Source organism: Bradyrhizobium barranii subsp. barranii, assembly GCF_017565645.3.
GTDB classification, from domain to species: Bacteria; Pseudomonadota; Alphaproteobacteria; order Rhizobiales; family Xanthobacteraceae; genus Bradyrhizobium; species Bradyrhizobium barranii.
This window is the reverse complement of sequence record NZ_CP086136.1, coordinates 10,093,610-10,112,750: the sequence shown is the minus strand read 5'-3', so window position 1 is coordinate 10,112,750 and position 19,141 is coordinate 10,093,610. Positions and strand designations below refer to the sequence as shown.

Annotated in this window: 18 protein-coding genes; 9 read left to right on the top strand and 9 right to left on the bottom strand. The window is 63.8% G+C overall.

Going from position 1 to position 19,141, the window contains the following annotated elements; genetic code table 11:
* Nucleotides 1–724 precede the first annotated feature (724 nt).
* A complete protein-coding gene (locus J4G43_RS49135; protein ID WP_028148347.1) occupies nt 725–1,780 on the bottom strand; it encodes a tyrosine-type recombinase/integrase in 1,056 nt (351 codons plus the stop codon).
* A gap of 437 nt (nt 1,781–2,217) precedes the next feature.
* Between J4G43_RS49135 and J4G43_RS49130 the strand changes: the two genes are divergently transcribed.
* On the top strand, nt 2,218–2,601 hold the full coding sequence (locus J4G43_RS49130) for a hypothetical protein (protein WP_225005860.1): 384 nt from the start codon (nt 2,218–2,220) through the stop codon (nt 2,599–2,601).
* Nucleotides 2,602–2,609: 8 nt separating this feature from the next.
* Nucleotides 2,610–2,891 carry a DUF2569 family protein gene (locus tag J4G43_RS49125; protein ID WP_225005598.1) on the top strand — a complete coding sequence of 94 codons (282 nt, stop codon included), beginning with the start codon at nt 2,610–2,612 and terminating at the stop codon, nt 2,889–2,891.
* 178 nt (nt 2,892–3,069) lie between these two features.
* Here J4G43_RS49125 and J4G43_RS49120 read toward each other — a convergent pair whose 3' ends face one another.
* Nucleotides 3,070–3,585, bottom strand: a complete 516-nt coding sequence (locus J4G43_RS49120; protein WP_084794944.1) for a BA14K family protein — start codon at nt 3,583–3,585, stop codon at nt 3,070–3,072.
* Between the two features lie 288 nt (nt 3,586–3,873).
* Between J4G43_RS49120 and J4G43_RS49115 the strand changes: the two genes are divergently transcribed.
* On the top strand, nt 3,874–5,013 hold the full coding sequence (locus J4G43_RS49115; RefSeq protein WP_208089163.1) for an amidohydrolase/deacetylase family metallohydrolase: 1,140 nt from the start codon (nt 3,874–3,876) through the stop codon (nt 5,011–5,013).
* Nucleotides 5,014–5,049: 36 nt separating this feature from the next.
* Here the strand turns inward: J4G43_RS49115 and J4G43_RS49110 are convergent, their stop codons facing one another.
* Both J4G43_RS49110 and J4G43_RS49105 read right to left on the bottom strand, forming a co-directional pair.
* The gene (locus tag J4G43_RS49110) at nt 5,050–6,660 is read right to left on the bottom strand and encodes an ABC transporter substrate-binding protein (protein ID WP_208089162.1); all 1,611 of its coding nucleotides are present in this window, start codon (nt 6,658–6,660) and stop codon (nt 5,050–5,052) included.
* Nucleotides 6,661–6,858: 198 nt separating this feature from the next.
* Nucleotides 6,859–7,584 carry an alpha/beta fold hydrolase gene (locus J4G43_RS49105; protein ID WP_063980670.1) on the bottom strand — a complete coding sequence of 242 codons (726 nt, stop codon included), beginning with the start codon at nt 7,582–7,584 and terminating at the stop codon, nt 6,859–6,861.
* 156 nt (nt 7,585–7,740) lie between these two features.
* Here J4G43_RS49105 and J4G43_RS49100 point away from each other — a divergent pair, with 156 nt between their 5' ends.
* A complete protein-coding gene (locus tag J4G43_RS49100) occupies nt 7,741–8,715 on the top strand; it encodes a helix-turn-helix domain-containing protein (protein ID WP_208089161.1) in 975 nt (324 codons plus the stop codon).
* A gap of 6 nt (nt 8,716–8,721) precedes the next feature.
* Here the strand turns inward: J4G43_RS49100 and J4G43_RS49095 are convergent, their stop codons facing one another.
* Nucleotides 8,722–9,867 carry an acyl-CoA dehydrogenase family protein gene (locus J4G43_RS49095; RefSeq protein WP_208089603.1) on the bottom strand — a complete coding sequence of 382 codons (1,146 nt, stop codon included), beginning with the start codon at nt 9,865–9,867 and terminating at the stop codon, nt 8,722–8,724.
* A 127-nt stretch (nt 9,868–9,994) separates the two neighbouring features.
* Between J4G43_RS49095 and J4G43_RS49090 the strand changes: the two genes are divergently transcribed.
* Nucleotides 9,995–10,672: an alpha/beta hydrolase family protein gene (locus J4G43_RS49090; RefSeq protein WP_208089160.1), complete on the top strand. Its 678-nt coding sequence runs from the start codon at nt 9,995–9,997 to the stop codon at nt 10,670–10,672.
* 3 nt (nt 10,673–10,675) lie between these two features.
* Here the strand turns inward: J4G43_RS49090 and J4G43_RS49085 are convergent, their stop codons facing one another.
* Entirely contained in the window at nt 10,676–11,650 is a 975-nt protein-coding gene (locus J4G43_RS49085; RefSeq protein ID WP_135215913.1) for a ketopantoate reductase family protein, read from the bottom strand.
* 159 nt (nt 11,651–11,809) lie between these two features.
* On the opposite strand from J4G43_RS49085, the gene J4G43_RS49080 reads away from it, so the two are divergent.
* On the top strand, nt 11,810–12,607 hold the full coding sequence (locus J4G43_RS49080; protein WP_208089159.1) for an enoyl-CoA hydratase-related protein: 798 nt from the start codon (nt 11,810–11,812) through the stop codon (nt 12,605–12,607).
* On the opposite strand, the gene J4G43_RS49075 is transcribed toward J4G43_RS49080, so the two are convergent.
* Both J4G43_RS49075 and J4G43_RS49070 read right to left on the bottom strand, forming a co-directional pair.
* Nucleotides 12,604–12,999, bottom strand: a complete 396-nt coding sequence (locus J4G43_RS49075) for a riboflavin biosynthesis intermediates N-glycosidase (protein WP_225005594.1) — start codon at nt 12,997–12,999, stop codon at nt 12,604–12,606. The two genes, J4G43_RS49080 and J4G43_RS49075, sit on opposite strands and share 4 nt — an antisense overlap.
* 220 nt (nt 13,000–13,219) lie before the next feature.
* Nucleotides 13,220–13,468 (bottom strand): hypothetical protein, encoded by a 249-nt coding sequence (locus J4G43_RS49070; protein WP_225005592.1) that lies wholly within the window; start codon nt 13,466–13,468, stop codon nt 13,220–13,222.
* Between the two features lie 199 nt (nt 13,469–13,667).
* On the opposite strand from J4G43_RS49070, the gene J4G43_RS49065 reads away from it, so the two are divergent.
* Both J4G43_RS49065 and J4G43_RS49060 read left to right on the top strand, forming a co-directional pair.
* Nucleotides 13,668–14,657 (top strand): TRAP transporter substrate-binding protein, encoded by a 990-nt coding sequence (locus J4G43_RS49065; protein ID WP_208089158.1) that lies wholly within the window; start codon nt 13,668–13,670, stop codon nt 14,655–14,657.
* Nucleotides 14,658–14,674: 17 nt separating this feature from the next.
* Nucleotides 14,675–16,711: a methyl-accepting chemotaxis protein gene (locus J4G43_RS49060; RefSeq protein WP_208089157.1), complete on the top strand. Its 2,037-nt coding sequence runs from the start codon at nt 14,675–14,677 to the stop codon at nt 16,709–16,711.
* 43 nt (nt 16,712–16,754) lie between these two features.
* On the opposite strand, the gene J4G43_RS49055 is transcribed toward J4G43_RS49060, so the two are convergent.
* Nucleotides 16,755–17,639 (bottom strand): LysR family transcriptional regulator, encoded by an 885-nt coding sequence (locus J4G43_RS49055; RefSeq protein ID WP_208089156.1) that lies wholly within the window; start codon nt 17,637–17,639, stop codon nt 16,755–16,757.
* 110 nt (nt 17,640–17,749) lie between these two features.
* Here J4G43_RS49055 and J4G43_RS49050 point away from each other — a divergent pair, with 110 nt between their 5' ends.
* Nucleotides 17,750–19,117, top strand: coding sequence for an FAD-dependent oxidoreductase (locus J4G43_RS49050; protein ID WP_208089155.1), 1,368 nt, complete (start codon nt 17,750–17,752; stop codon nt 19,115–19,117).
* The last annotated feature ends 24 nt before the right edge of the window (nt 19,118–19,141 follow it).

The following is a 19,141-nucleotide window of genomic DNA, read 5'->3' as shown; positions in this document are numbered from 1 at the left end:
GCAAAGGAAGCAAAGAAAGGATTATGCACGCTTGAGGAGCAAAAGATAGTGTTTCCCGTCATACGATCTCACTCCTATCAGGCTAAGCTCTGTCCGTCGGCTCGTGGTAAGCCGAGCCAGAGCTCTCCCGCATCTTCGGAGCCACTGCGCTGAAAGCTTGTCCTCATGATGAAGAGATTGATGAGGCTCGGACGACGTCTGAGATGGATCAATCTCCAATATGAGGAGGAACGCATGCCCGCGCTTTCGCGCGTCGTGGTGCGGCAGCACCACCAAAGTCGCACGGCAAGTCGGGGTTTGTCGACCATACATGCTGCCCCAGGCCAGCGCATGCCAACCGTCGACCCCGCCTTACCCTAAAGGCGGGGCGTATGGCGGGGTATAAGGCTGGATCGCCAGGAAAACCTCTAAGGAGGAAGGGCTGGCTTTGGAGGGCCAGCCCCGCTCCTTACTTTCTCGGAGCGTCGGCAGGCTTGGCCTTTGCGCGAGCTTCGAGCCACTCGATAATCTCGTGCAGCCACCAGACCGGCGGACTGTTTCTGTGAGCACGTAGTTTGAAAAACATCGGTGCCTCACCAGATGCACAGAGCCTAAACCAGTGCGTGCGGCTGTAGGGAATTCCAAGTGCCTTAACCCCACGCCAGTTGACCACTTCCTTTCCAGTCATCGCTTAGCTCCATCTGTTGGGAGCCGTCGCGACGGCTGTTAAGTGTCAGCCGACGACTTAAGGTAGCACGTTCTGAAGGAGGTAGTGTTCGTAATTTTTCATCGCGCGCGCCATTTCAGGTAGGTAAGTATGCCTGTCGTAGATATCTTCGACGTCTGAGCGGGACGAGACATGATTGATCAGGCGTTCGGCGATGTGGGGCATCGTGCCGATGCGAGCGTGAATTGTGCGGTATGTGCGGCGAAGATCGTGAAGCGTCCAATTGGTGACACCACTCGCTTTGTCGAGTGCTTTCTTGCTCTTCGACCAACCATTAAATGGCGTTGATCTGCCGCGAGCTGGAAACAAAAGAGAATTGCATGTGAGCAGGGGAGCCAGGATAGACTGAGCCAAGTTGCCTACCGGAAGTTCATGCCCTCGCTTGTTCTTGGTTAAGGTGCCTGGAAGAGAGACAGTTTTCTGATTATAAGAGACGTGCGCCTTATCCAAACCTGCGACCTCAGTTTTGCGTTGGCCCGTTAGGATCAATAGTTTGACGATTGTGCGATAGCCCTCCGGCATGTCCTTATGAGGCTCGGAGCATGCAGTCCAAACTTTCTTGAGTTCTTCATCGGAGAGGACCCGCGTCCGGGACAGGACCGAGCGGCGGTCGATACCCCTTGTAGGGTTTTCGGTGATGTAGCGACGGTTGGTGCACCACGTGAAAAAGGTTCGTCCCACGCGGAGCGCCGCGTTGAATTCCTGGGGCGTTTTGATCGCTTCAAGTCGTCGAACGATCTGATTGTGAGTTACCTTCCCAAGCTGCCCTGGAATGTCGAAGTGACGGTCGAGGCGGTCCTTTAGATCTTGGACCGTCCGTACTCGCCTTGCTTTCCCTTTCTCCTTGAGGAAGAGCTCCCGCGCTTTCGCGACGGTTATGGATTGAGGTTGGATCCGGCCCAGCGTCTTCTCGGCGAGAATTCGCTTTGCCTCACGGCGAGCCGCCGCAAGGCTGATGAGGGGCCATCTCCCGATCGCTCGGCGCGAGTTGTAGGTCTTGAGGATGAAGGTCTTTGCGCCACCCTGCGAGACACGGCAAGCGAATGATGGAAGGCTCAGGTCCCAATAGTCCACCGTCCCTTTCGGAGGGAGAGGCAAAGACCGAAGGCCGACGTCTGAAAGCTTGATGTGTGGCACCGCCTTGGCACCTCGAAGGGGCGAGTTGGAGCGCCTAACGAGGATGCACCTTGGGGAGGGAAAAGCAAGTATAAAGAGGACCTTACGGGGGCTATGACGTACGTTGGCGAACGTTGGAAAAGTAATGTTTTCGTTTTCCTAAACCGTAGGTCGCATGTTCGAGTCATGCCGGGATCGCCATTTGCCGCGCGTCGCCATGGGCGTGTAGTGCCAATACCCCCCACTAATCGTTTTTCTATCGTGACGTGTACCTACGTCGGGTAGAATACGGCGGGTGCGGGTGCGGGTGCGGGTGCGGGTGCGGGTGCGGGTGCGGGGGCGTCGGCATGACGGATTTATGATACTACGCGGACGGCGGGCAGCAGCGCGGCCCGATCTCGATTTCGGAACTCCTTACGCTCCTCGCTCGTATCGCCGATCCTCGGCGTGTGATGGTCCGGCGGCACGGCTTCGAGGATTGGAAGCCGGTCGAGGAGGTGCACCAGATCGCGCAGCAGCTTCTTCAATCGCCGCCGCAAGAGCCGGCATCGCCACCGGCGGCCGCCGTTCGGGAGCCCGCCGTTCTCGCCGAGGACGCTACTGCCTTCAAAGATGTCCGGCGCGAGATGACCGGCATCAGCGGTTGGCTCGCGCTTCTCGCGTTCGGCCAGGTGATGGGCATCCTGCGCCTGATCTTCAACGTCGGACAATATGTGCAATCGATCGACGACAAAGTCTGGACTTACTTTCCCACGGTGATCTGGAGTGAAATCTGGTAAACGCCGCCATGATCGGCTTCGCGATCTGGACAACGGTGCACCTGTTCAGACACTCCCACAGGTTTCCAGCCTTCTTCATCGTACAAATGATCTGCGCGGTGCTGATGCCGCTCGTCGATCTCCTCTGCGTCGCATCGTTTTTTTCCGCCGCCCTCAATCGCCCGTTCAGCGATTTTTTCATCATCGAACCTCGACAGGTCGGACAAACGGTTGTCGGTGCAATCAGTGCCACGATTTGGATAACGTACGTCCTTCGCTCCCGCAGGGTCGCGAATACGTTCACGAAGTAGACCCGCCTTATGACGCGCGTGGCGGAGGGGCTGTTCTCCTGGTTTTGCTGCCCGTCAAGTCCCCAATAAAAAAGAACCAGGCCGCCCAGTTGCGAATTGTTCGGGCCGTGCGTCGTCAGCGATCTCAGGGACTCCCGAAGTGCCGGCGAGCACGGCTCGAAGACATCACCACATCGAGCTATGGGCAGGGGTGTCGCTTGCCATCGTAGCCGAGATACGTTCCCGAAGCCGGGTCGTACGAGCGATATTTTTGTTCGCAATAGGACGAGCCATCAGCGGAGTCGTCGTAATCGCCGTAGTAGCCGTCGTCGTAGCCGCCATAGTAAGGCCAGCCCGAATAGGCGCCCAGCGCTAAGGCGCCGCCAAGGCCAAGACCCCCGCCGTAAGCAAATGCGTGGCGGTAGCGATGCCGGAATCCGGCATGATGGAATTGACCGCCATGGAAGCCGGCGCCGGCCGCGACGGGACGTGGCGCATGGAAGCCGCCGGCGGCCCGGAAGTGACCAACTCCGCCGTGGAAGCCTCCGCCGCCTCCGAAGTGCCCACCACCGTGAAATCCGCCGCCGCCTCCGAAATGTCCGCCACCGCCCCCATGTCCACCGCCCCCATGTCCGCCGCCGCGCGCAGAGGCGGCCGCTCCCGGCGCCAAGGTTGCGCAAAGAGCGATCACGCCAAGCAATTTCAGTCGTTCCATCGTTTTTTCTCCAGCTACATGATGTCGGCCACGTCTCGACCTTTGCCGGACACTCATTGGCCCGAGACCTGCCGACGACTCCATGTTTGCCGGATGCGCGCTCGCCGTCTTTTCAATAGGCCGCGGATGTTTCAGCTTCGCACGTGTCTTCCCGGGATCGCCATTTTGTCATGGGCAATCGTCGCAGTTTGCCACGCTCGTCGGCGCAAAATTTGCTAGAAGCGAAAGAGTCCTTCCTGGCCGTGCCGACGTGCCGGCCACGCCTCGCTACCCCATCCGGAGACAACAATGCCTTTCGACTTGATCCTGCGCGGCGGCCGTGTGGTCGACCCGTCCCAGAAGCTCGATGCCGTGACCGATGTCGCCTTTGCGGGCGGCAAGGTCGCCGCCATCGGCACCGGGCTCAAGGCCGATCCGGGCACCGATGTGCGCGACGTCTCGCAGTTCATCGTGACGCCGGGGCTGATCGATCTGCACACCCATGTCTATTGGGGCGGCACCTCGCTCGGCATCGACGCCGAGGAATTCTGCCGCCTCTCCGGCGTCACCACGGCGGTCGATACCGGCAGCGCCGGTCCCGGCAATTTCGCGGGCTTCCGCAAGCACGTGATCGAGCCGAGCCAGGTTCGCATCCTCGCCTATCTGCATGTCTCGCATGCCGGCATCTTCGGTTTCTCGCACCGGATCATGGTCGGCGAGAGCGAGGAGTTGCGGCTGATGAATCCGATCGAGGCGGCCAAGGTGGCCGATGCCAACCGCGACCTCATCGTCGGCATCAAGGTGCGCGTGGGGCTGCACTCCTCGGGCACGTCGGGGATCGTGCCGCTCGACATCGCGCTCGAGGTCGCGAACGAGGTCGGCATGCCCCTGATGGCGCATATCGACCATCCGCCGCCGAGCTACGAGGAGGTGCTGGGCCGCCTGCGTCCGGGCGACGTGCTGACCCATGCGTTCCGTCCCTTCCCCAATACGCCGGCGACCGCGCAAGGCACGGTGAAGAAGGCGGTGCTGGATGCGCGCGAGCGCGGCGTGCTGTTCGATATCGGCCACGGCAAGGGCTCGTTCGCCTTCAAGACCGCGCGCGCGATGCTCGCCAACGGCTTCTATCCCGACACCATCTCTTCCGACATCCATCAGCTCTGCATCGACGGCCCGGCCTTCGACCAGGTCACGACCATGTCGAAATTCCTGTGCATGGGCATGGAGCTGTCGGACGTGATCGCCGCCTCGACGGTGAACGCGGCGATGGCGCTGCGCCGGCCCGAACTCGGCAGCCTCAAGCCCGGCTGCGTCGGCGACGCCACGCTTGTTACGGTCAGGCAGGGCCAGTTCGACTACGAGGACGTCGTCGGCGAGCACCTGATCGGGGATCGCAAGATCGTCTCCGAGGGCGTCGTGATCGGCGGCCGCTGGTGGCATCCGAATTAGGGCTTTGCCTCTTCCCGTGAGAACGGGGAGAGGAAGCTACTCGTTCTTGTCCACATTCCAGAACATCGGCGTCGCCGGGCCGTCGATCACGCCGGTGAGCGATTTGCGCCAGGCGCTCGGCGCCTGGAACTGGCCGAGCGGGACGTAGATCACCTGGTCGTAGGCTTCCTTCTGCACCTCAAGCGCGATCTTCTTGCGCTCCTCGGGCGAGGTCGCGCGGGCAAAGGAATCGCGCAACTCCTCGAGCTTGGGGTCCTCGGACCAGCCGTACCAGCCGCCACTCGTGCCCTTGCCGACCATCGGGACGTTGACCAGCGGGTTCAATGAGTCGGCGGCGCCCTGGTAGGTAAAGAACATGTTCCAGCCACCTTCCTTCGGCGGCTTCTGGATTGCCCGGCGGGTGACCACGGTCTGCCAGTCCATGGCCTGCAGATCGACCTTGAAGCCGGCGTCGCGCAACAGCTGTGCGACCACGACCGGCTGCGCCTTCAGCAGGATCTGATCGGTCGGCGCCAGGATCACCACGGGCGTGCCGTCATAACCGGCCTCGGCCAACGCCTTCCTGGCGTCCGCCATGCCGTTGCCCTTGATCAGGGTCTTGCCGCCGGCGTCGCTCGCCAGCGGCGTATCGCAGATGAAGAACGCGCCGCACAGCTTGTAGTATTTGGGATTGCCAATTTGCGCGTCGAGCACGTCCTTCTGGTTGATCGCCAGCATCGCGGCGCGGCGGATCTTCACATTGTCGAATGGCGGATGCAGAAAATTCATCCGGCCGAACGACTGGAAGCCGAACTTGTTCAGGATGGATACGTTGATGTCCGGATTGGACTCGAGCGCGGGCAGCATGTCGAACGGCGGCGTCTCGACGAAATCGATATCGCCTGACTGCAGCGCGTTGAGCGCGGTCTGCGCGTCCGGCATCGTGATCCACTCGACCCGGTCGACCTTGGCCACCTTGCCGCCCGAGGTCCATTCGGCCGGCTCCTTGCGCGGCACATAGTCGGTGTTCTTTTCGTAGACGGCTTTTACGCCGGGCTGGAATTCGGCCGCGACGAATCTGAACGGGCCGGAGCCGATCTGCTCGGGAATCTGCTTGGTGATCGGGGTCTCCGCAAGCCGCTTGGGCATCATGAAGGCGCAGACCGACGATGGCTTGGCGATCGTCTCCAGCACCAGGCCATAGGGCTCCTTCAGCTTGAAGACGATTGTTTTGGTGTCCGCGGCTTCGATACCGGCCGTGAAGTCCATCAGCTTGCGCGCCATGCCGTCGACGCTCGTACCCCAGCGCTTCAGCGAGGCCACGCAATCCTCCGCCGTCACCGGTGCGCCGTCATGCCACTTCAGGCCGTCGCGCAAGGTGAAAGTGTAGGTCAGCTTGTCCGCGGACACCGTCCAGTCGGCCATCTGCGGCTGCACCTTGAAGCTGGAATCGATGCCGAGCAGCGTATCGTAGACCATGTAGCCATGGTCGCGGGTGATGATGGCTGTCGTGAAGCCAGGGTCGGTGACGCGAAGGTCCGATTGCATCACCGCGCTCAGGGTCTTCTTTCCGGTCGCGGCAGATACAACCGACGTCCAGGCCAGAGGAAGTGCCGATGGCGCAACAGCCGCAAGCTGAAGCAGTTTCCGTCGCGAGACGTGAACCATTCGCTTCTCCTGACTTGACGCAAAACAAAACCAGATGGCGGTTGCCGAACACGGGCAGCGTATGGCGGGGAGCCACACGTGACAAGCAGGGGTTGCTTCTACCGATCTGGATTCGTCAGCGGACAAGCAAGGGCTGTGCCGCCGAAGCCGGCGGTAGGAGCAATCGTCGAAAGTCGTCGCGCTCTTGACGGACGCAGCTCAGTCGCGCCCCGCCTCCATGATCGCCTTGGCCAGCCGCGCCGGATCGGAGAAGCAGAGCTCGTGGCTTCCCGGCACCTGCACCAGACGGAACAGGCCGAGCTTCTCCGAGAGCCGCGGATGCCAGGGATGGCTGTGCGGCATCGCGACGTCCTCGGTGCAGTTGATATAGGACTTTGCCAGCGGCATCTCCGCCGGATTGGTCTTGAGCGCGATCTTGTCGGTGAAAGTCGCGAACGGATGCGGATTGAGCACGTCATAGGCGCGCTGCGCGGTCTCGAGATCGGCATCGTTGATGAAGGCTTCGCGCCAGATCGGGAAGGGCAACACCACGGAGCTGTCGCCGCGTTCGGCCGCGATCGCTTCGAACAGCCCGATAAAGTGCGGCGGCACCATGTCGTTGAGGCATTCGCCGTTGTTGGGCACGAAGGCATTCCAATACACCAGGCGGCGAATGCGCTCGGGCGCGAGGTCGGCGACGCCGGTGATGATCATGCCGCCATAGGAATGGCCGAGCAGGACGATGTCCTTCAGATTGTTTTCGGCGAGATAGTCGGCGATCGACTGGATCGCGTCCTTCAGCCCGGTCGTCTTGGCATCGCCGGGGCGATTGCCCTTGATTGTCGGCGTATAGACCTTGTGGCCGGCGGCGCGGATCGGGGCCGCGACGGGTTCGAACTCGGCACCGGTGTGCCAGGCGCCATGGACGAGAACGTAGGTCGACATGTTGTAGCTGCTCCCGAGTGTGGTTAGATCGGCATGACGTGGGTCCTTTGCGGCGCTCGCGAGGCGCGGCGGACAATTCTTGTTGTGCGAAGTGTGAACCGGCCGGCCATTTTCCGCTTGGCTGGCGCTGAACCGGATTGGTCTCGGAGCGAACTGATGGAGCAGGTCACAAGCCGGCCGCGGCACGTCGTCTGGAACACCGCAGTGACCCGGCCGGACGAGCAGTTTTCCTATTACCGCGAGGCGATCTGCCAGGCATTCATGAACCTGACGCCGGAATCGGCCACGACGTCGCGCTTCCCGGCCAAGGTGGAGACGATCGGGCTCGGCGCCGGCGCAATCAACCGGGTGATGTTTCCCGAGCATACCGTCAATCGCTCGCGTGCCGATATCGCGGCATCGCGCGAGAGCTGCTTCTATCTCAACTTCAAGCTCGCCGGGCGCTGCCGCATGCTCCAGGGCGACAGCGAGGTCAGCCTGTCGCGCGGCCAGGTCGGCATCGTCGACAGCGACCGCGTGGTGACGCTGCTGCACGATCGCGGTCCGACACTGGAGGTCGCTTCGTTCTGGGTGCCGTCGCGCGCCTTACGCGACCGGCTGCCGCCGTCGTTCGATTTCAGGGCCGAGCGCGTCTCCGACGATCCCCATGTCGGTCACCTCATCGTCGAGACCGCACGATCGCTGAATGCCGGCGCATTGCGGATGGCGGAAGAGGACAGCATTCGGCTGTTCGACGTGCTGCTCGATCTCGTTGCGCTCAGCCTGTCGCGCCGCTCGCGGGCGCAGACGGCGGAAGCCGCAAGCTTTGCAGACGCGACCGTGCTGGCGCTGCGCCGCGCCATTCACGAGCGGCTGCGCGAGCCTGGGTTGACGGTCGCGGCGGTCGCCGGCTCCGTCGGCATCAGCGAGCGCTATGTCCACAAGCTGTTCGAACGCTCCGGCACGACATTTTCGGACTACGTGATCGATCGCCGCCTCGTGGGCGCGGCGGCCGATCTGAAGGATCCGGCATCGGGCGGCCGCGCGATCGGCGCCATCGCGTTCGACTGGGGCTTCTCCGATCTCTCCCACTTCGCGCGGCGCTTCAAGCAGCGCTTCGGCTGCCGCCCACGCGATTGGCGTGCGCGATGAACAGAGCTACAGCGACCTCGCGATCAGCAGCTTCATGATCTCGTTGGTGCCGCCATAGATCTTCTGGATGCGGGAATCGATGAAGATGCGCGAGATCGGATATTCCTGCATGTAGCCGTAGCCGCCGAACAGCTGGAGGCATTCGTCGGCGGTCTGGACCTGCTTGTCCGAGCACCAGTATTTCGCCATCGACGCCGTGACGGTGTCGAGATCCCCGGCGACGAGGCGCTCGATGCACCAGTCGACGAAGACGCGCGCGATCATCGCTTCGGTCTTGCGCTCGGCGAGCGTGAAGGCGGTGTTCTGGAAATCCATCAGCGGCTTGCCGAACGCCTTCCGTTCCTTGGTGTATTCGGTGGTGAGCTTGACCGCGCGCTCCATCGAGGCGACCGCGCCAACCGCAAGCGCGAGGCGCTCCTGCGGCAATTGCTGCATCAGCTGTACGAAGCCCTGGCCCTCCTCCTTGCCGAGCAGGTTTTCCGGCGGCACCGTGACGTTGTCGAAGAACAGCTCTGACGTGTCGGAGGCGTGCAGGCCGATCTTGTCGAGGTTGCGCCCGCGCTTGTAACCGTCGGCGCCCGCGGTCTCGACCACGATCAGCGAAATGCCTTTTGCACCTGCTTCACCCGTGCGTGCCACGACGACGACGAGATCGGCAGCCTGGCCGTTGGTAATAAAAGTCTTCTGCCCGTTGATGACGTAGGAATTGCCCTGTTTTTTCGCGGTGGTCTTGACGGCCTGCAGGTCCGAGCCGGTGCCGGGCTCGGTCATGGCGATGGCACCGACCATCTCGCCGGAAGCCATCTTCGGCAGCCAGCGCTTCCTCTGCTCCTCCGAGCCATAATTGAGGATGTAGTGCGCGACGATGGCACTGTGCACGGAGACGCCGGTCGTAAGCTCCGGCACCGTGCTCTCGAGGTCGTCGAGCACGGCGGCGTCATAGGCGAAGGTGGCGCCGAGGCCGCCATATTCCTCCGGCACGCTGGCCAGCAGGGCGCCCATCTCGCCGAGCCCGCGCCAGGCGAAGCGGTCGACCATCTTCTGCTCGCGCCATTTCTCGGCATGCGGTGCCAGATCCTTGGCCAGATATTTCCGGAACTGGTCGCGGAAGATTTCGAGCTCTCCGGTCATCCAGGAGGAGCGGTAGGACATGGTCACCTCGGTCAATGCGGCTTTCCGGCTTGGTAGGCTGGTCGGCGGCGGCAATTATTGTGTTTTCACGCTGCGCCGGTGACGCTACCAAGGCGGCCGGAAAACGCGTCTGTCGGGATGGCTGATTGTGGCGACCAAAACTCAAGAGCTCAAGCTCGACATCGAGCGCATCGGCACGGTCTCCGCGATCCTGGTGCAGCCGGCCAATGCGCGCGCCTGCTACGTCCTTGCGCACGGCGCCGGTGCAGGGATGCGGCATGCATCGATGGACAAGATTGCGGAGGGGCTCGCCGATCGTGGCATCGCGACGTTCCGCTTCAATTTTCCCTACATGGAAAACAAGCAGGGCCGTCCTGACCAGCCGGCGGTCGCCCACGCCACCATCCGCGCGGCAGTCGCGGACGCAGCGCGGCTCTGCCCCGGTCTGAAGCTTGTCGCCGGCGGAAAATCCTTCGGCGGGCGCATGACCTCGCAGGCGCAGTCCAAGGCGCCGCTGCCTGACGTCAAAGGGCTCGCCTTCCTCGGCTTTCCCCTGCACGCCGACAAGAAGCCGTCGACGGAGCGCGCCGAGCACCTGGCCCATGTCGAGATCCCGATGCTGTTCCTGCAAGGCACGCGCGACGGGCTTGCCGATCTCGGCCTCCTCAAGCCCGTGATTGCGCAGCTCGGCCCGAAGGCGACGCTGCACGAGGTCGCCGGCGGCGATCATTCCTTCGCGGTGCTGAAGAAGTCCGGCCGGACCAATGAAGAGGCGCTTGCAGAGGTGCTCGACACGCTCACGGCCTGGATCGATGAGCTCGCTTAAGGCTCAAGCGGAATAAAGCCCTTTGTCGCGCGCCTTCTGGATCGCGAGCGCGGCGATCAGGTCGAGCGTCGGCGTCGACAGGCCGGCGGTGCGGGCGAAGGCGGCGGGCGCCTTCACCAGCACGTCGATCTCCATGGCGCGGCCAAGCTCGTAATCCTGGAGCAGCGACGGCTTGTGGTTGGGGGCGGGGCCGCTGCGCGTCACGCGCTTGACCTCGGGGATGAAGTGCTGCGCGATGTCGTTGGCCTCGTTCAGCATGCGCGGAATGACCTCGGCAAAGGCGGGGTCGTCGCGCACGCCGCGCGCGGTCTGGCCGGTGAGCAGGCACAGCACCGACAGTGACATGTTGGTCAGGAGCTTTGACCAGATCGCCTCGCGGATCTCCGCCACCGGCGGCGATTCCAGCCGTGCGTCGTTGAGAACGCCGCGAAGCCTGGTGATGCGCTCGCAATTGCGGTCGTCGCATTCGCCGATCAGCAGGCGGTTGCGGTCCGGCGTCAGGTTCTGCACCACACCGGGCGCGATCACCTCGTTGGAGGAGAAGACGACGCCGCCGACGATCCGCTCTTTCGGAATGCATGCGCGCAAGCGCCCGCCGGGGTCGAGGAAGGAAATGTCGGGCGGCGTCGGATGCCGCGGCGGCAGGCCGATGCCGTACCACCAGGGAATACCGTTCTGCGCAAAGACGATCGCGGTGTCGTCATGGAGCAGCGGTTTTATGCTGGCGACCAGCCCCGTCAGCGCGGTCGCCTTGAGCGTGCTGATCACGACGTCCTGCGGGCCGAGCTGGGCCGCATCGCCGGAGGCGCTCACCTTGGCGGTGACCTCGGAATCGCCGACGCGCAGCTTCAGGCCATTGGCGCGGACCGCCTCCAGATGGGCGCCGCGCATCACGCACGAGACCTCATGGCCGGCGCGGGCCAGCCTGACCGCGATATGGCTGCCGACGGCGCCCGCGCCGAAAATGCAGATGCGCATGGTGTGATGTCCCGTCCCTGATCCCGTGATGTCGCCCGGCAGCAGCATGACACAAGCCGCCATGCGATGGACGCGGCCGCCCTACGCCGGAAAGATATGGATCGGGATGAGTTGCCTCAGCCATAGTGGGCGGCAAACAAGATGCCCGGAGGATCGCCGATGACTGCCAACCCCGTCCTGTGGACCCTCGATGAGCGTGGGGTTGCGACCGTCACGTTGAACCGGCCTGAAGTGAACAATGCCTATGACGGCGCATTGATCGCAGGCGTGCTCGCAGCCATGGACGATCTCGGCGGGAAGTCCAACCTTCGCGTCGTCGTGCTCCGGGGCAACGGCAAGCATTTCCAGGCCGGCGCCGACCTCAAATGGATCAACGGCGTGCGGCCGCAATCGCCTGAGGCGAACGAGGCGGCGTCGCGGGCGACCTTCGAGGCCGTGCAGCGGCTCAATACCTTGCCAATCCCGACGGTCGCGCTGGTGCAGGGCGGCTGTTTTGGCGGCGGCACCGGCGTGATTGCCGCCTGCGATGTCGTGATCGCGGCGGACAATGCGCTGTTCTCGATCACGGAGGTGCGCTGGGGCCTGACCGCCGCGATCATCATCCCGCAGCTTTGCGATGCCATTAGTGTACGGCAAGTCCGCCGTTACGCGCTGACCGGCGAACGTTTCGGTGCCGAAGACGCCCGTCGCATCGGCCTCGTCCACGAGGTCGTCCCGCTCGCCGACCTCGAAGCCGCCGGCGCCAAGGTGGTCGAGCAGCTCCTTGCCAACGGACCGGAGGCGATGGCCGAGACCAAGCGGCTCGCGCTGGAGAGCTCGTTCGGCGGGATGGCCGTGGACGATGCCGCGTACAAGCGGCTCGTGCGCCTGCATTCGGTCAAGCGCCAGAGCGCCGAGGCGGCGGAGGGCCTGGCGTCGTTCGCGGAGAAGCGAGCGGCGAATTGGGGTAGCGGCTAGGGGAAAGGGGGGCTCGCCAACCGTTTTGATCTCAGCAAGTGGCGAACTTTCATGAGCGCAAAACCCAGCAGATTCAGTCCGCGCCATTTGTGAGGCTCTCTTGCCCGCTTGTCGTCGGCAGCAAGACCGATGCCCCAAATCCTGTCGACAGGGCTGGCCTCCACAAGCACCGCATCGCCCGTCGCCAGCAGCCAGTCTTCAAGCTCGGCGTTTTGGCCGAACTTCGCAAAATTGCCGCGTACCGCCGTCTCGAAGCGATGTGCAATCCAATGCTCTTCATCAAAGCCGCGCACGGCCCGGCCAAGGCTCTTCGCCTCAGAGGGGCTGGACGAAGACAGAATGGCAGCGAGAGTCTCTTGATCCCCGAACAGCTCGGCCTTCCGGACCATCATTTAGTGTTCGGCGGTCGCGTATGTCCGAGCGTCAACGGAGAACGTTGCCGGCCACCACTGGCTGAGCACGTGCTTATCGATCCTTTGATCCTTTGGGGTATGCCCCCAAAACAGCAGAAATTCGGGAGCCCACCCGGAGTCTATTGCGCTCTTCAGGGCCCCAACGTCCTCAATTTGCATCGACGTTCCCTTCCGTCACTTCGGTGACAAGTTGCACCGTTCAGCAGCCGCGGCAGATGTTGTTGATGCTGCGATAGACGGCATCGTCGTCCTGCCGCATCTGGCGCATCGATTCGAGCGTCTTGCTTTCCGCGCTGGGCTCCGGCTTGCGCTTGGCGGCCAGCGCGGCTTCCTGACGTTGGTAGCACGCTTCGCGCTCCGGCTTGGCCTGGATGAACCGGCATTGCGCGACCTCGGCGCGGGCCGGGGCCGTACCTCCCATGATGCAGATCGCGATGGCGGCGGCCACGTGTATCCTTGATCCCATCGTAATTCCCTCGAACCACTCATTATCAGACAGCAATCCGATACCATCTGCATCGGACCTCCGTCCCAAATTTCGTCGGCGACGGATCGAGGCGAATCTCCGTAATTCCGCGGGGCCTTCCTTAAGGGTTCAATCATTCCCCGCCATTAGGGTTACGACAATTGTCACGCCATGGTGTCGAATGCACAGACGAGTTTTGGGACTTTGGAAAGCCGGATCGATCGTCGCCGCGGCGGCAGGGCTGCTGGTTCTGCAACCGGCTGCCGCTTCACCGCGATTGATCTCTCTGGCATTCAATTCCCAGCTGGGGAGCCCGCAGCAAATCGGGGCCGATGAGTTTCGCCAGAAGCTGGTGGCATCGGCCGGCAAGCGCATCGTGATCGACGAGCGTGCCACCAACGCGCTCGGCAGCGAGAACGCCATCCTGGCGGCGACCCGGGCCGGCTCGGTCGATATGGCGGTGCTGTCGGGGTCTGTGGTCAGTTCGGTCGTCCCCGAACTTGGCGTGTTCGACATTCCCTTCCTGTTCCGCGACACAGCCCACGCGAAGGCCGTGGCACAAGGTCCGGCCGGCGCGGCAATCGCCACCAAATTCGCTGACAAGGGGCTGACGCTGCTGGCAATCGGCCGACAGGGATTTCGCAACGTCACGAATTCCAAACGGCCGGTTCGCACGCCCGAGGATATCAAAGGTCTCAAGATTCGCGTCATTCCGAACGAGATCTACCAGATGACGTTCAAGGCGCTCGGCGCCGAAGTGGTCCCGATGGAATTTCCGCTGGTCTATACCGCGCTGAAGGACGGCCGGCTCGATGGGCAGGAAAATCCGGTGCCGACCATCGCCGGCTCCCGGCTCTACGAAGTCCAGAAATACCTCACGCTGACCGGTCACTTCTTCGCGCCGATCGCGTTCGTCGCCAACCGTGCCATGTTCGAACAGCTTCCGCCGGCCGACCAGGCCATGCTGATCGCGCTGGCGAAGGAGGGAGCGGAGGCGACCTGGCAGGCGAAGCTCGATGCCGCATCGCTCGAGCAAGTGCGTAGCGGCGGCATGGACGTCATCGAGACATTCGATCGCCAGCCCTTCGTCGACGCGGTCAAGCCGCTCGATCAGGAATTCGAGAAGCGGTTTGGCAAGGATCTGCTCGCCGCCATCCGCTCCACCCGTTGAAGAATTTCGGATTTGCCATGAAATTATCGCACATGATGTCCCGCGTCGGCGTTCGTCCGCGCGTGTTCGGCGGCTTCGCGCTGGTTCTCAGCTTTCTGGTCCTGCTCGCGGGCTTCGCCATGGTCCAGGTCGAGCGGATCGGCGGAACGGTCAATGAGCTCGTGACCAGCGCTGCCGGCGACGCCGGCATGTCACAGGCGCGGGCCGCGCTTCTGGAGGCGAACTCGGCGGTCGAGAAATTCATCCGAACCTGGAATGTCGGCGACAAGGATGCCGCGGCCAAGGCCATCGACGGCGTCGGCAAACTGGCCGATCAGGTCGACCGGCAGTTCGGCAAGCTGCAAGCGATCGCGGAAGGCATCGGCCCGGTCAAGACCGCGCTGGAAACCTATCGCTCGTCGTTCACCGCGGCAGCGGAGGCGGCGGATCGGCTGCGCGCCGCGACCACGAAAACCGACGCCCAGGGTGCAGCCGCCGGCCTCAATGTCAGCGGTATCCAGGTTGCGCTCGCCAACCGGTCCGAAGACGCGGAACGGCTGGTCAACCCGATGCGTCTGGCCGGCGTCGTTGACGCACTGCGGATCACCGTGATGCGCTATGGCTCCACTTTGTCGACGGGCGATGCCGACGACGCCAGGCAGGCGTTGTCCTATGCCCAGCTGGCGATCGCAGACACCGAGGCTGAGCTGGCGGGGGCGAGCGACGCCAAACTGAAGGCGCTGGTCGCCGCGCTCAAGACCGCGATCACTGCCGACGCGGCCGCGCTGGACGAGGTCATCAAGGTGGCCGCCGATCTGCGCGCCAGGCAGGCCGAATTGAAGAAAGCCAGTGCGGCAATCGACGACCACGTCAACAAGATCAACGCGAAGCTCGGCACCGTGCGCGCCGAGCAGGGCGACAAGACCGCGGCAGCGGTCGATCAGACCAAGCAGACCGTCATCGCGACCGCGGCCGGCGCGCTGCTGCTGGGAGCGGTGCTGGCGTGGTTGATCGGCGCCAGCGTGTCCGGTCCGATTCGCAGCATGACCGACCGGATGCAATCGCTGGCGGCGGGCGAGCTCGATGAGCCGATCCCGGGCGGCGACTCGCGCGACGAAATCGGCCGCATGGCGCGCGCCGTCGAGGTGTTCCGCGAAAACGCGCTGGCGGTTCGCCGCATGGAAGGTGAGGCGACGGCACAGCGCGAAGCCAGCGAGGCTGACCGCGCCCGCATGATGTCGGATCTTGCCGGCCGCTTCGAGCAGGGCATGCAGGGAGTCATTTCCGGTGTCGGCGGCCGTGCCGACGACATGGGGCGCAGCGCCGAGGAGTTGGCAAAGGTCGCCGAACGCGGACGCGGGCTCGCCGAAGCGGTCGCGACCCGCGCCGAGCAGGCATCGATGAATGTGCAGACCGTCGCCTCCGCCACCCAGCAACTCGCGGCCTCGATCCGTGAAATCTCGAGCCAGGTGCACCGCTCCGTCGCGGTCTCGAACAGGGCGACCGACGAGACCAACCGCACCTCCGAATTGATGCATGGGCTGTCGGATGCGGCTGAGAAGATCGGCACCATCATTCAGCTGATTCAGGCCATCGCCAGCCAGACCAATCTGCTGGCGCTGAACGCGACCATCGAAGCGGCGCGCGCCGGCGACGCCGGACGAGGCTTCGCGATCGTCGCCAGCGAGGTCAAGAGTCTCGCCACCCAGACGGCGCAGGCGACCGAGCAGATCGCCAGCCAGATCGCGACCATCCAGAGCGCGACCGGCCAATCGGTTCAGGCGATCAGGCAGTTCGGCTCCACCGTCAAGGAACTGGCCGACATCGCCACGGCGATTGCCGCGGCCGTCGAAGAGCAGGGCGCGGCCACTGGCGAAATCGCGCGCAACGTCGAGGAGGCGGCCAACGGCACCACGGCGGTGACGCAGGAAATCGGTCAGGTGCGCGCCGTGGCGGGCGAGACCGACGCCGGTGCCGAAGCCGCCCTGACGGTCGCAGCCGCCCTGAAGCAGCAGGCGGATTCGATGAGGTCGAACGTCGACGATTTCCTCCACACCATCCGCTCGGCGGCCTGAACCCGGAGAAGCCGGCGACGCCATGGGGGCGCACGAGGCGGCCTTACAGCACCGGTAGCAGCGCGCTCTTCAATTCGCGCAAGAGAGCCTGCACCGCGGCGGCGTTGCGCCGCCGCTCGGGGATCGCGGCCTTGATCCACAGCTCGGGAATTGGAAAGTCGCGCAGCACCGGCTTGAGCGTACCGTCGCGCAGGGCATCCGCCACGAGATAATGGGAGATCAGCGCGATGCCGTTGCCGGCGATCGCGCTGCGCGCCAGCACATGGCCCTCGTTGGAGGAGAGCAGCGGGCTGACCTGGATGCTGATGCGCCCGCGCGGGCCGTCGAAGATCCACTCCGGTCCCGTCGGCAGGAAGCTGAGGCAGCGATGGTCGACGAGGTCGCGCGGGTGCTTTGGCGCGCCGTGTTTCTTCAAATAGGCCGGTGAGGCGCAGAGCAGCCGCTTCAGCGGACACAGCGGCTCGTCGACCACGCCGCCGAAGGAATGAGGGAAGGCGCCGATGGCGATGTCAAAGCCTTCGGTGACGGGATCGACCGGGCGGTCGATCAGCACGATCTCGAGTTTCAATCGCGGGTTCTGCGTCTGGAAGGCGCTGAAGGCGTCGGCAAGGCGCGCCACGGTGAGCGAGGTCGGCGCCTTGATGCGGAGGTGATCGACGAGATCGTGTCCCTTCTCGCCCATTCGCGAGAGCAGGTCGGTGGCATCGGCGACGACACTGCGGGCGCGATGCACATAGCGCTGGCCGGCCTCCGTCAGGCGCAGTTGCCGGGTCGAGCGATGGAACAGCGGCGCGCCAATCCGTGCCTCCAGTTGCGTGACGCGCTTGGCGACGACCGAGGTCGAGACATTGAGTTTGCGCGCGGCGGCAGAGAATCCGGCCGTATCCGCCGTGGCGAGGAAGGCCTGAAGGTTTACCAGGATGTCCATGTCGACCTTTCTCGATTCGAGAAAGCTGATCGCGTATTTTGGTGGATTGTAGCTCGCCCTGCGTTAATTCATAGTCGGCTTCAAGCAAGAGATTTTGGGAGCGGACGCGCATGCGGGCCATGATGATCGAAGAACCGGCACGCCAGGTGCCGCTCTACGGCGAATATGAAGTCGTCGTTCTCGGCGGCGGCCCTGCCGGCATCGTGGCGGCGGCGTCAGCGGCGCGCGCGGGTCGAAAGACGCTGCTGATCGAGCGCTACGGCTTCCTCGGCGGCATGGGCACGGCTGCCGGCGTCACCAATTTCTGCGGCCTGCATGGCAATGTCTACGGCCAGGCCCACCGGCTGGTGCAGGGCATGGCGTCCGAGCTGCTGGCGCGGATCGATCATTTGAACGGCCTCAACGCGCCGCATCTGATCCTCGGCAAGGTCTTCGCCCAGGCCTATGACACCGCGGCCTACAAGATCGCGGCCGACGAGCTGCTCGCAAGCCACAAGGTGCACATCCTCTTCCATGCGCTCGGTGCCGGCGTCGTGATGGGCGATAACAGCCGCATCGATGCGCTGATGGTCGAGACCAAGGCCGGACGGCAGGCGGTCCGCGCCGAGATCTTCATCGATTGCTCCGGCGACGGCGACCTCGCGGTCTGGGCCGGGGCGCCGTTCGAGCTCGGCGACGAGCACGGCCATCCGATGTACCCCTCGATGATGCTCCGCCTCAACGGCATCGATCCCGACAAGGCGGGCGATGCCTGGCGGACCATCCCGCAATTGATGGAGAAGGCGATCGCCGCCGGCACCCACACATTCCCGCGCAAGAGCGCGATCGTGCGGCCGCAGAAGTCAGGCATCGAATGGCGGGTGAATTTCACGCAAGTGGCGCGCGAGGACGGCCATGCCATCAACGGCATCGAGCCCGACGACCTCACCCGCGGCGAGATCGAGGGCCGCAAGCAGGCGCTGGCCGCATTCGAGTTCCTGCGCAGCACCGTGCCGGGCTTTGAAAAATCCTACATCGTCGATTTGCCGCCGCAGCTCGGCATCCGCGAGACCCGCCGCATCAAGGGCGGCTACCAGCTCAGCGGCGAGGACGTGCTCGGCTGTGCCTCGTTCGCGGATTCGATCGGCGTCAATGGCTGGCCGATCGAGGCCCATGTTCCCGGCGACGTCGTCTTCACGTTCCCGCCAATCCCGGAATCGCGCGGCTATAACGAGCTGCCTTACCGGATGCTGGTGCCCGAAGGCGTCGACAATCTCCTCGTCGCTGGCCGCTGCGCCTCGATGACCCATGAGGGCCAGTCGGCGGCGCGGGTTTCCGGTGCCTGTTTCGTGATGGGGGAGGCCGCAGGTTCCGCCGCGGCGCTCGCGCTCTCAGGAAACCGCATCCCGCGCGACATCCCCATTGAAAAATTACAGGAAACGTTGAAACAACAGGGCGCCTTCATCGGGCGGGACCAGCCCGTGCCCGAAGGTTTGTGACGGTTGTAACATTACGACCGAGAG

What these genes read in the sequence shown, in the direction of transcription:
- J4G43_RS49125 (WP_225005598.1), top strand. Translation starts at nt 2,610, where the DNA reads ATGATCGGCTTCGCGATCTGGACAACGGTGCACCTGTTCAGACACTCC.
- J4G43_RS49120 (WP_084794944.1), bottom strand. Translation starts at nt 3,585, where the DNA reads ATGGAACGACTGAAATTGCTTGGCGTGATCGCTCTTTGCGCAACCTTG.
- J4G43_RS49115 (WP_208089163.1), top strand. Translation starts at nt 3,874, where the DNA reads ATGCCTTTCGACTTGATCCTGCGCGGCGGCCGTGTGGTCGACCCGTCC.
- J4G43_RS49110 (WP_208089162.1), bottom strand. Translation starts at nt 6,660, where the DNA reads ATGGTTCACGTCTCGCGACGGAAACTGCTTCAGCTTGCGGCTGTTGCG.
- J4G43_RS49105 (WP_063980670.1), bottom strand. Translation starts at nt 7,584, where the DNA reads ATGTCGACCTACGTTCTCGTCCATGGCGCCTGGCACACCGGTGCCGAG.
- J4G43_RS49100 (WP_208089161.1), top strand. Translation starts at nt 7,741, where the DNA reads ATGGAGCAGGTCACAAGCCGGCCGCGGCACGTCGTCTGGAACACCGCA.
- J4G43_RS49095 (WP_208089603.1), bottom strand. Translation starts at nt 9,867, where the DNA reads ATGTCCTACCGCTCCTCCTGGATGACCGGAGAGCTCGAAATCTTCCGC.
- J4G43_RS49085 (WP_135215913.1), bottom strand. Translation starts at nt 11,650, where the DNA reads ATGCGCATCTGCATTTTCGGCGCGGGCGCCGTCGGCAGCCATATCGCG.
- J4G43_RS49080 (WP_208089159.1), top strand. Translation starts at nt 11,810, where the DNA reads ATGACTGCCAACCCCGTCCTGTGGACCCTCGATGAGCGTGGGGTTGCG.
- J4G43_RS49075 (WP_225005594.1), bottom strand. Translation starts at nt 12,999, where the DNA reads ATGATGGTCCGGAAGGCCGAGCTGTTCGGGGATCAAGAGACTCTCGCT.
- J4G43_RS49065 (WP_208089158.1), top strand. Translation starts at nt 13,668, where the DNA reads ATGCACAGACGAGTTTTGGGACTTTGGAAAGCCGGATCGATCGTCGCC.
- J4G43_RS49060 (WP_208089157.1), top strand. Translation starts at nt 14,675, where the DNA reads ATGAAATTATCGCACATGATGTCCCGCGTCGGCGTTCGTCCGCGCGTG.
- J4G43_RS49055 (WP_208089156.1), bottom strand. Translation starts at nt 17,639, where the DNA reads ATGGACATCCTGGTAAACCTTCAGGCCTTCCTCGCCACGGCGGATACG.
- J4G43_RS49050 (WP_208089155.1), top strand. Translation starts at nt 17,750, where the DNA reads ATGCGGGCCATGATGATCGAAGAACCGGCACGCCAGGTGCCGCTCTAC.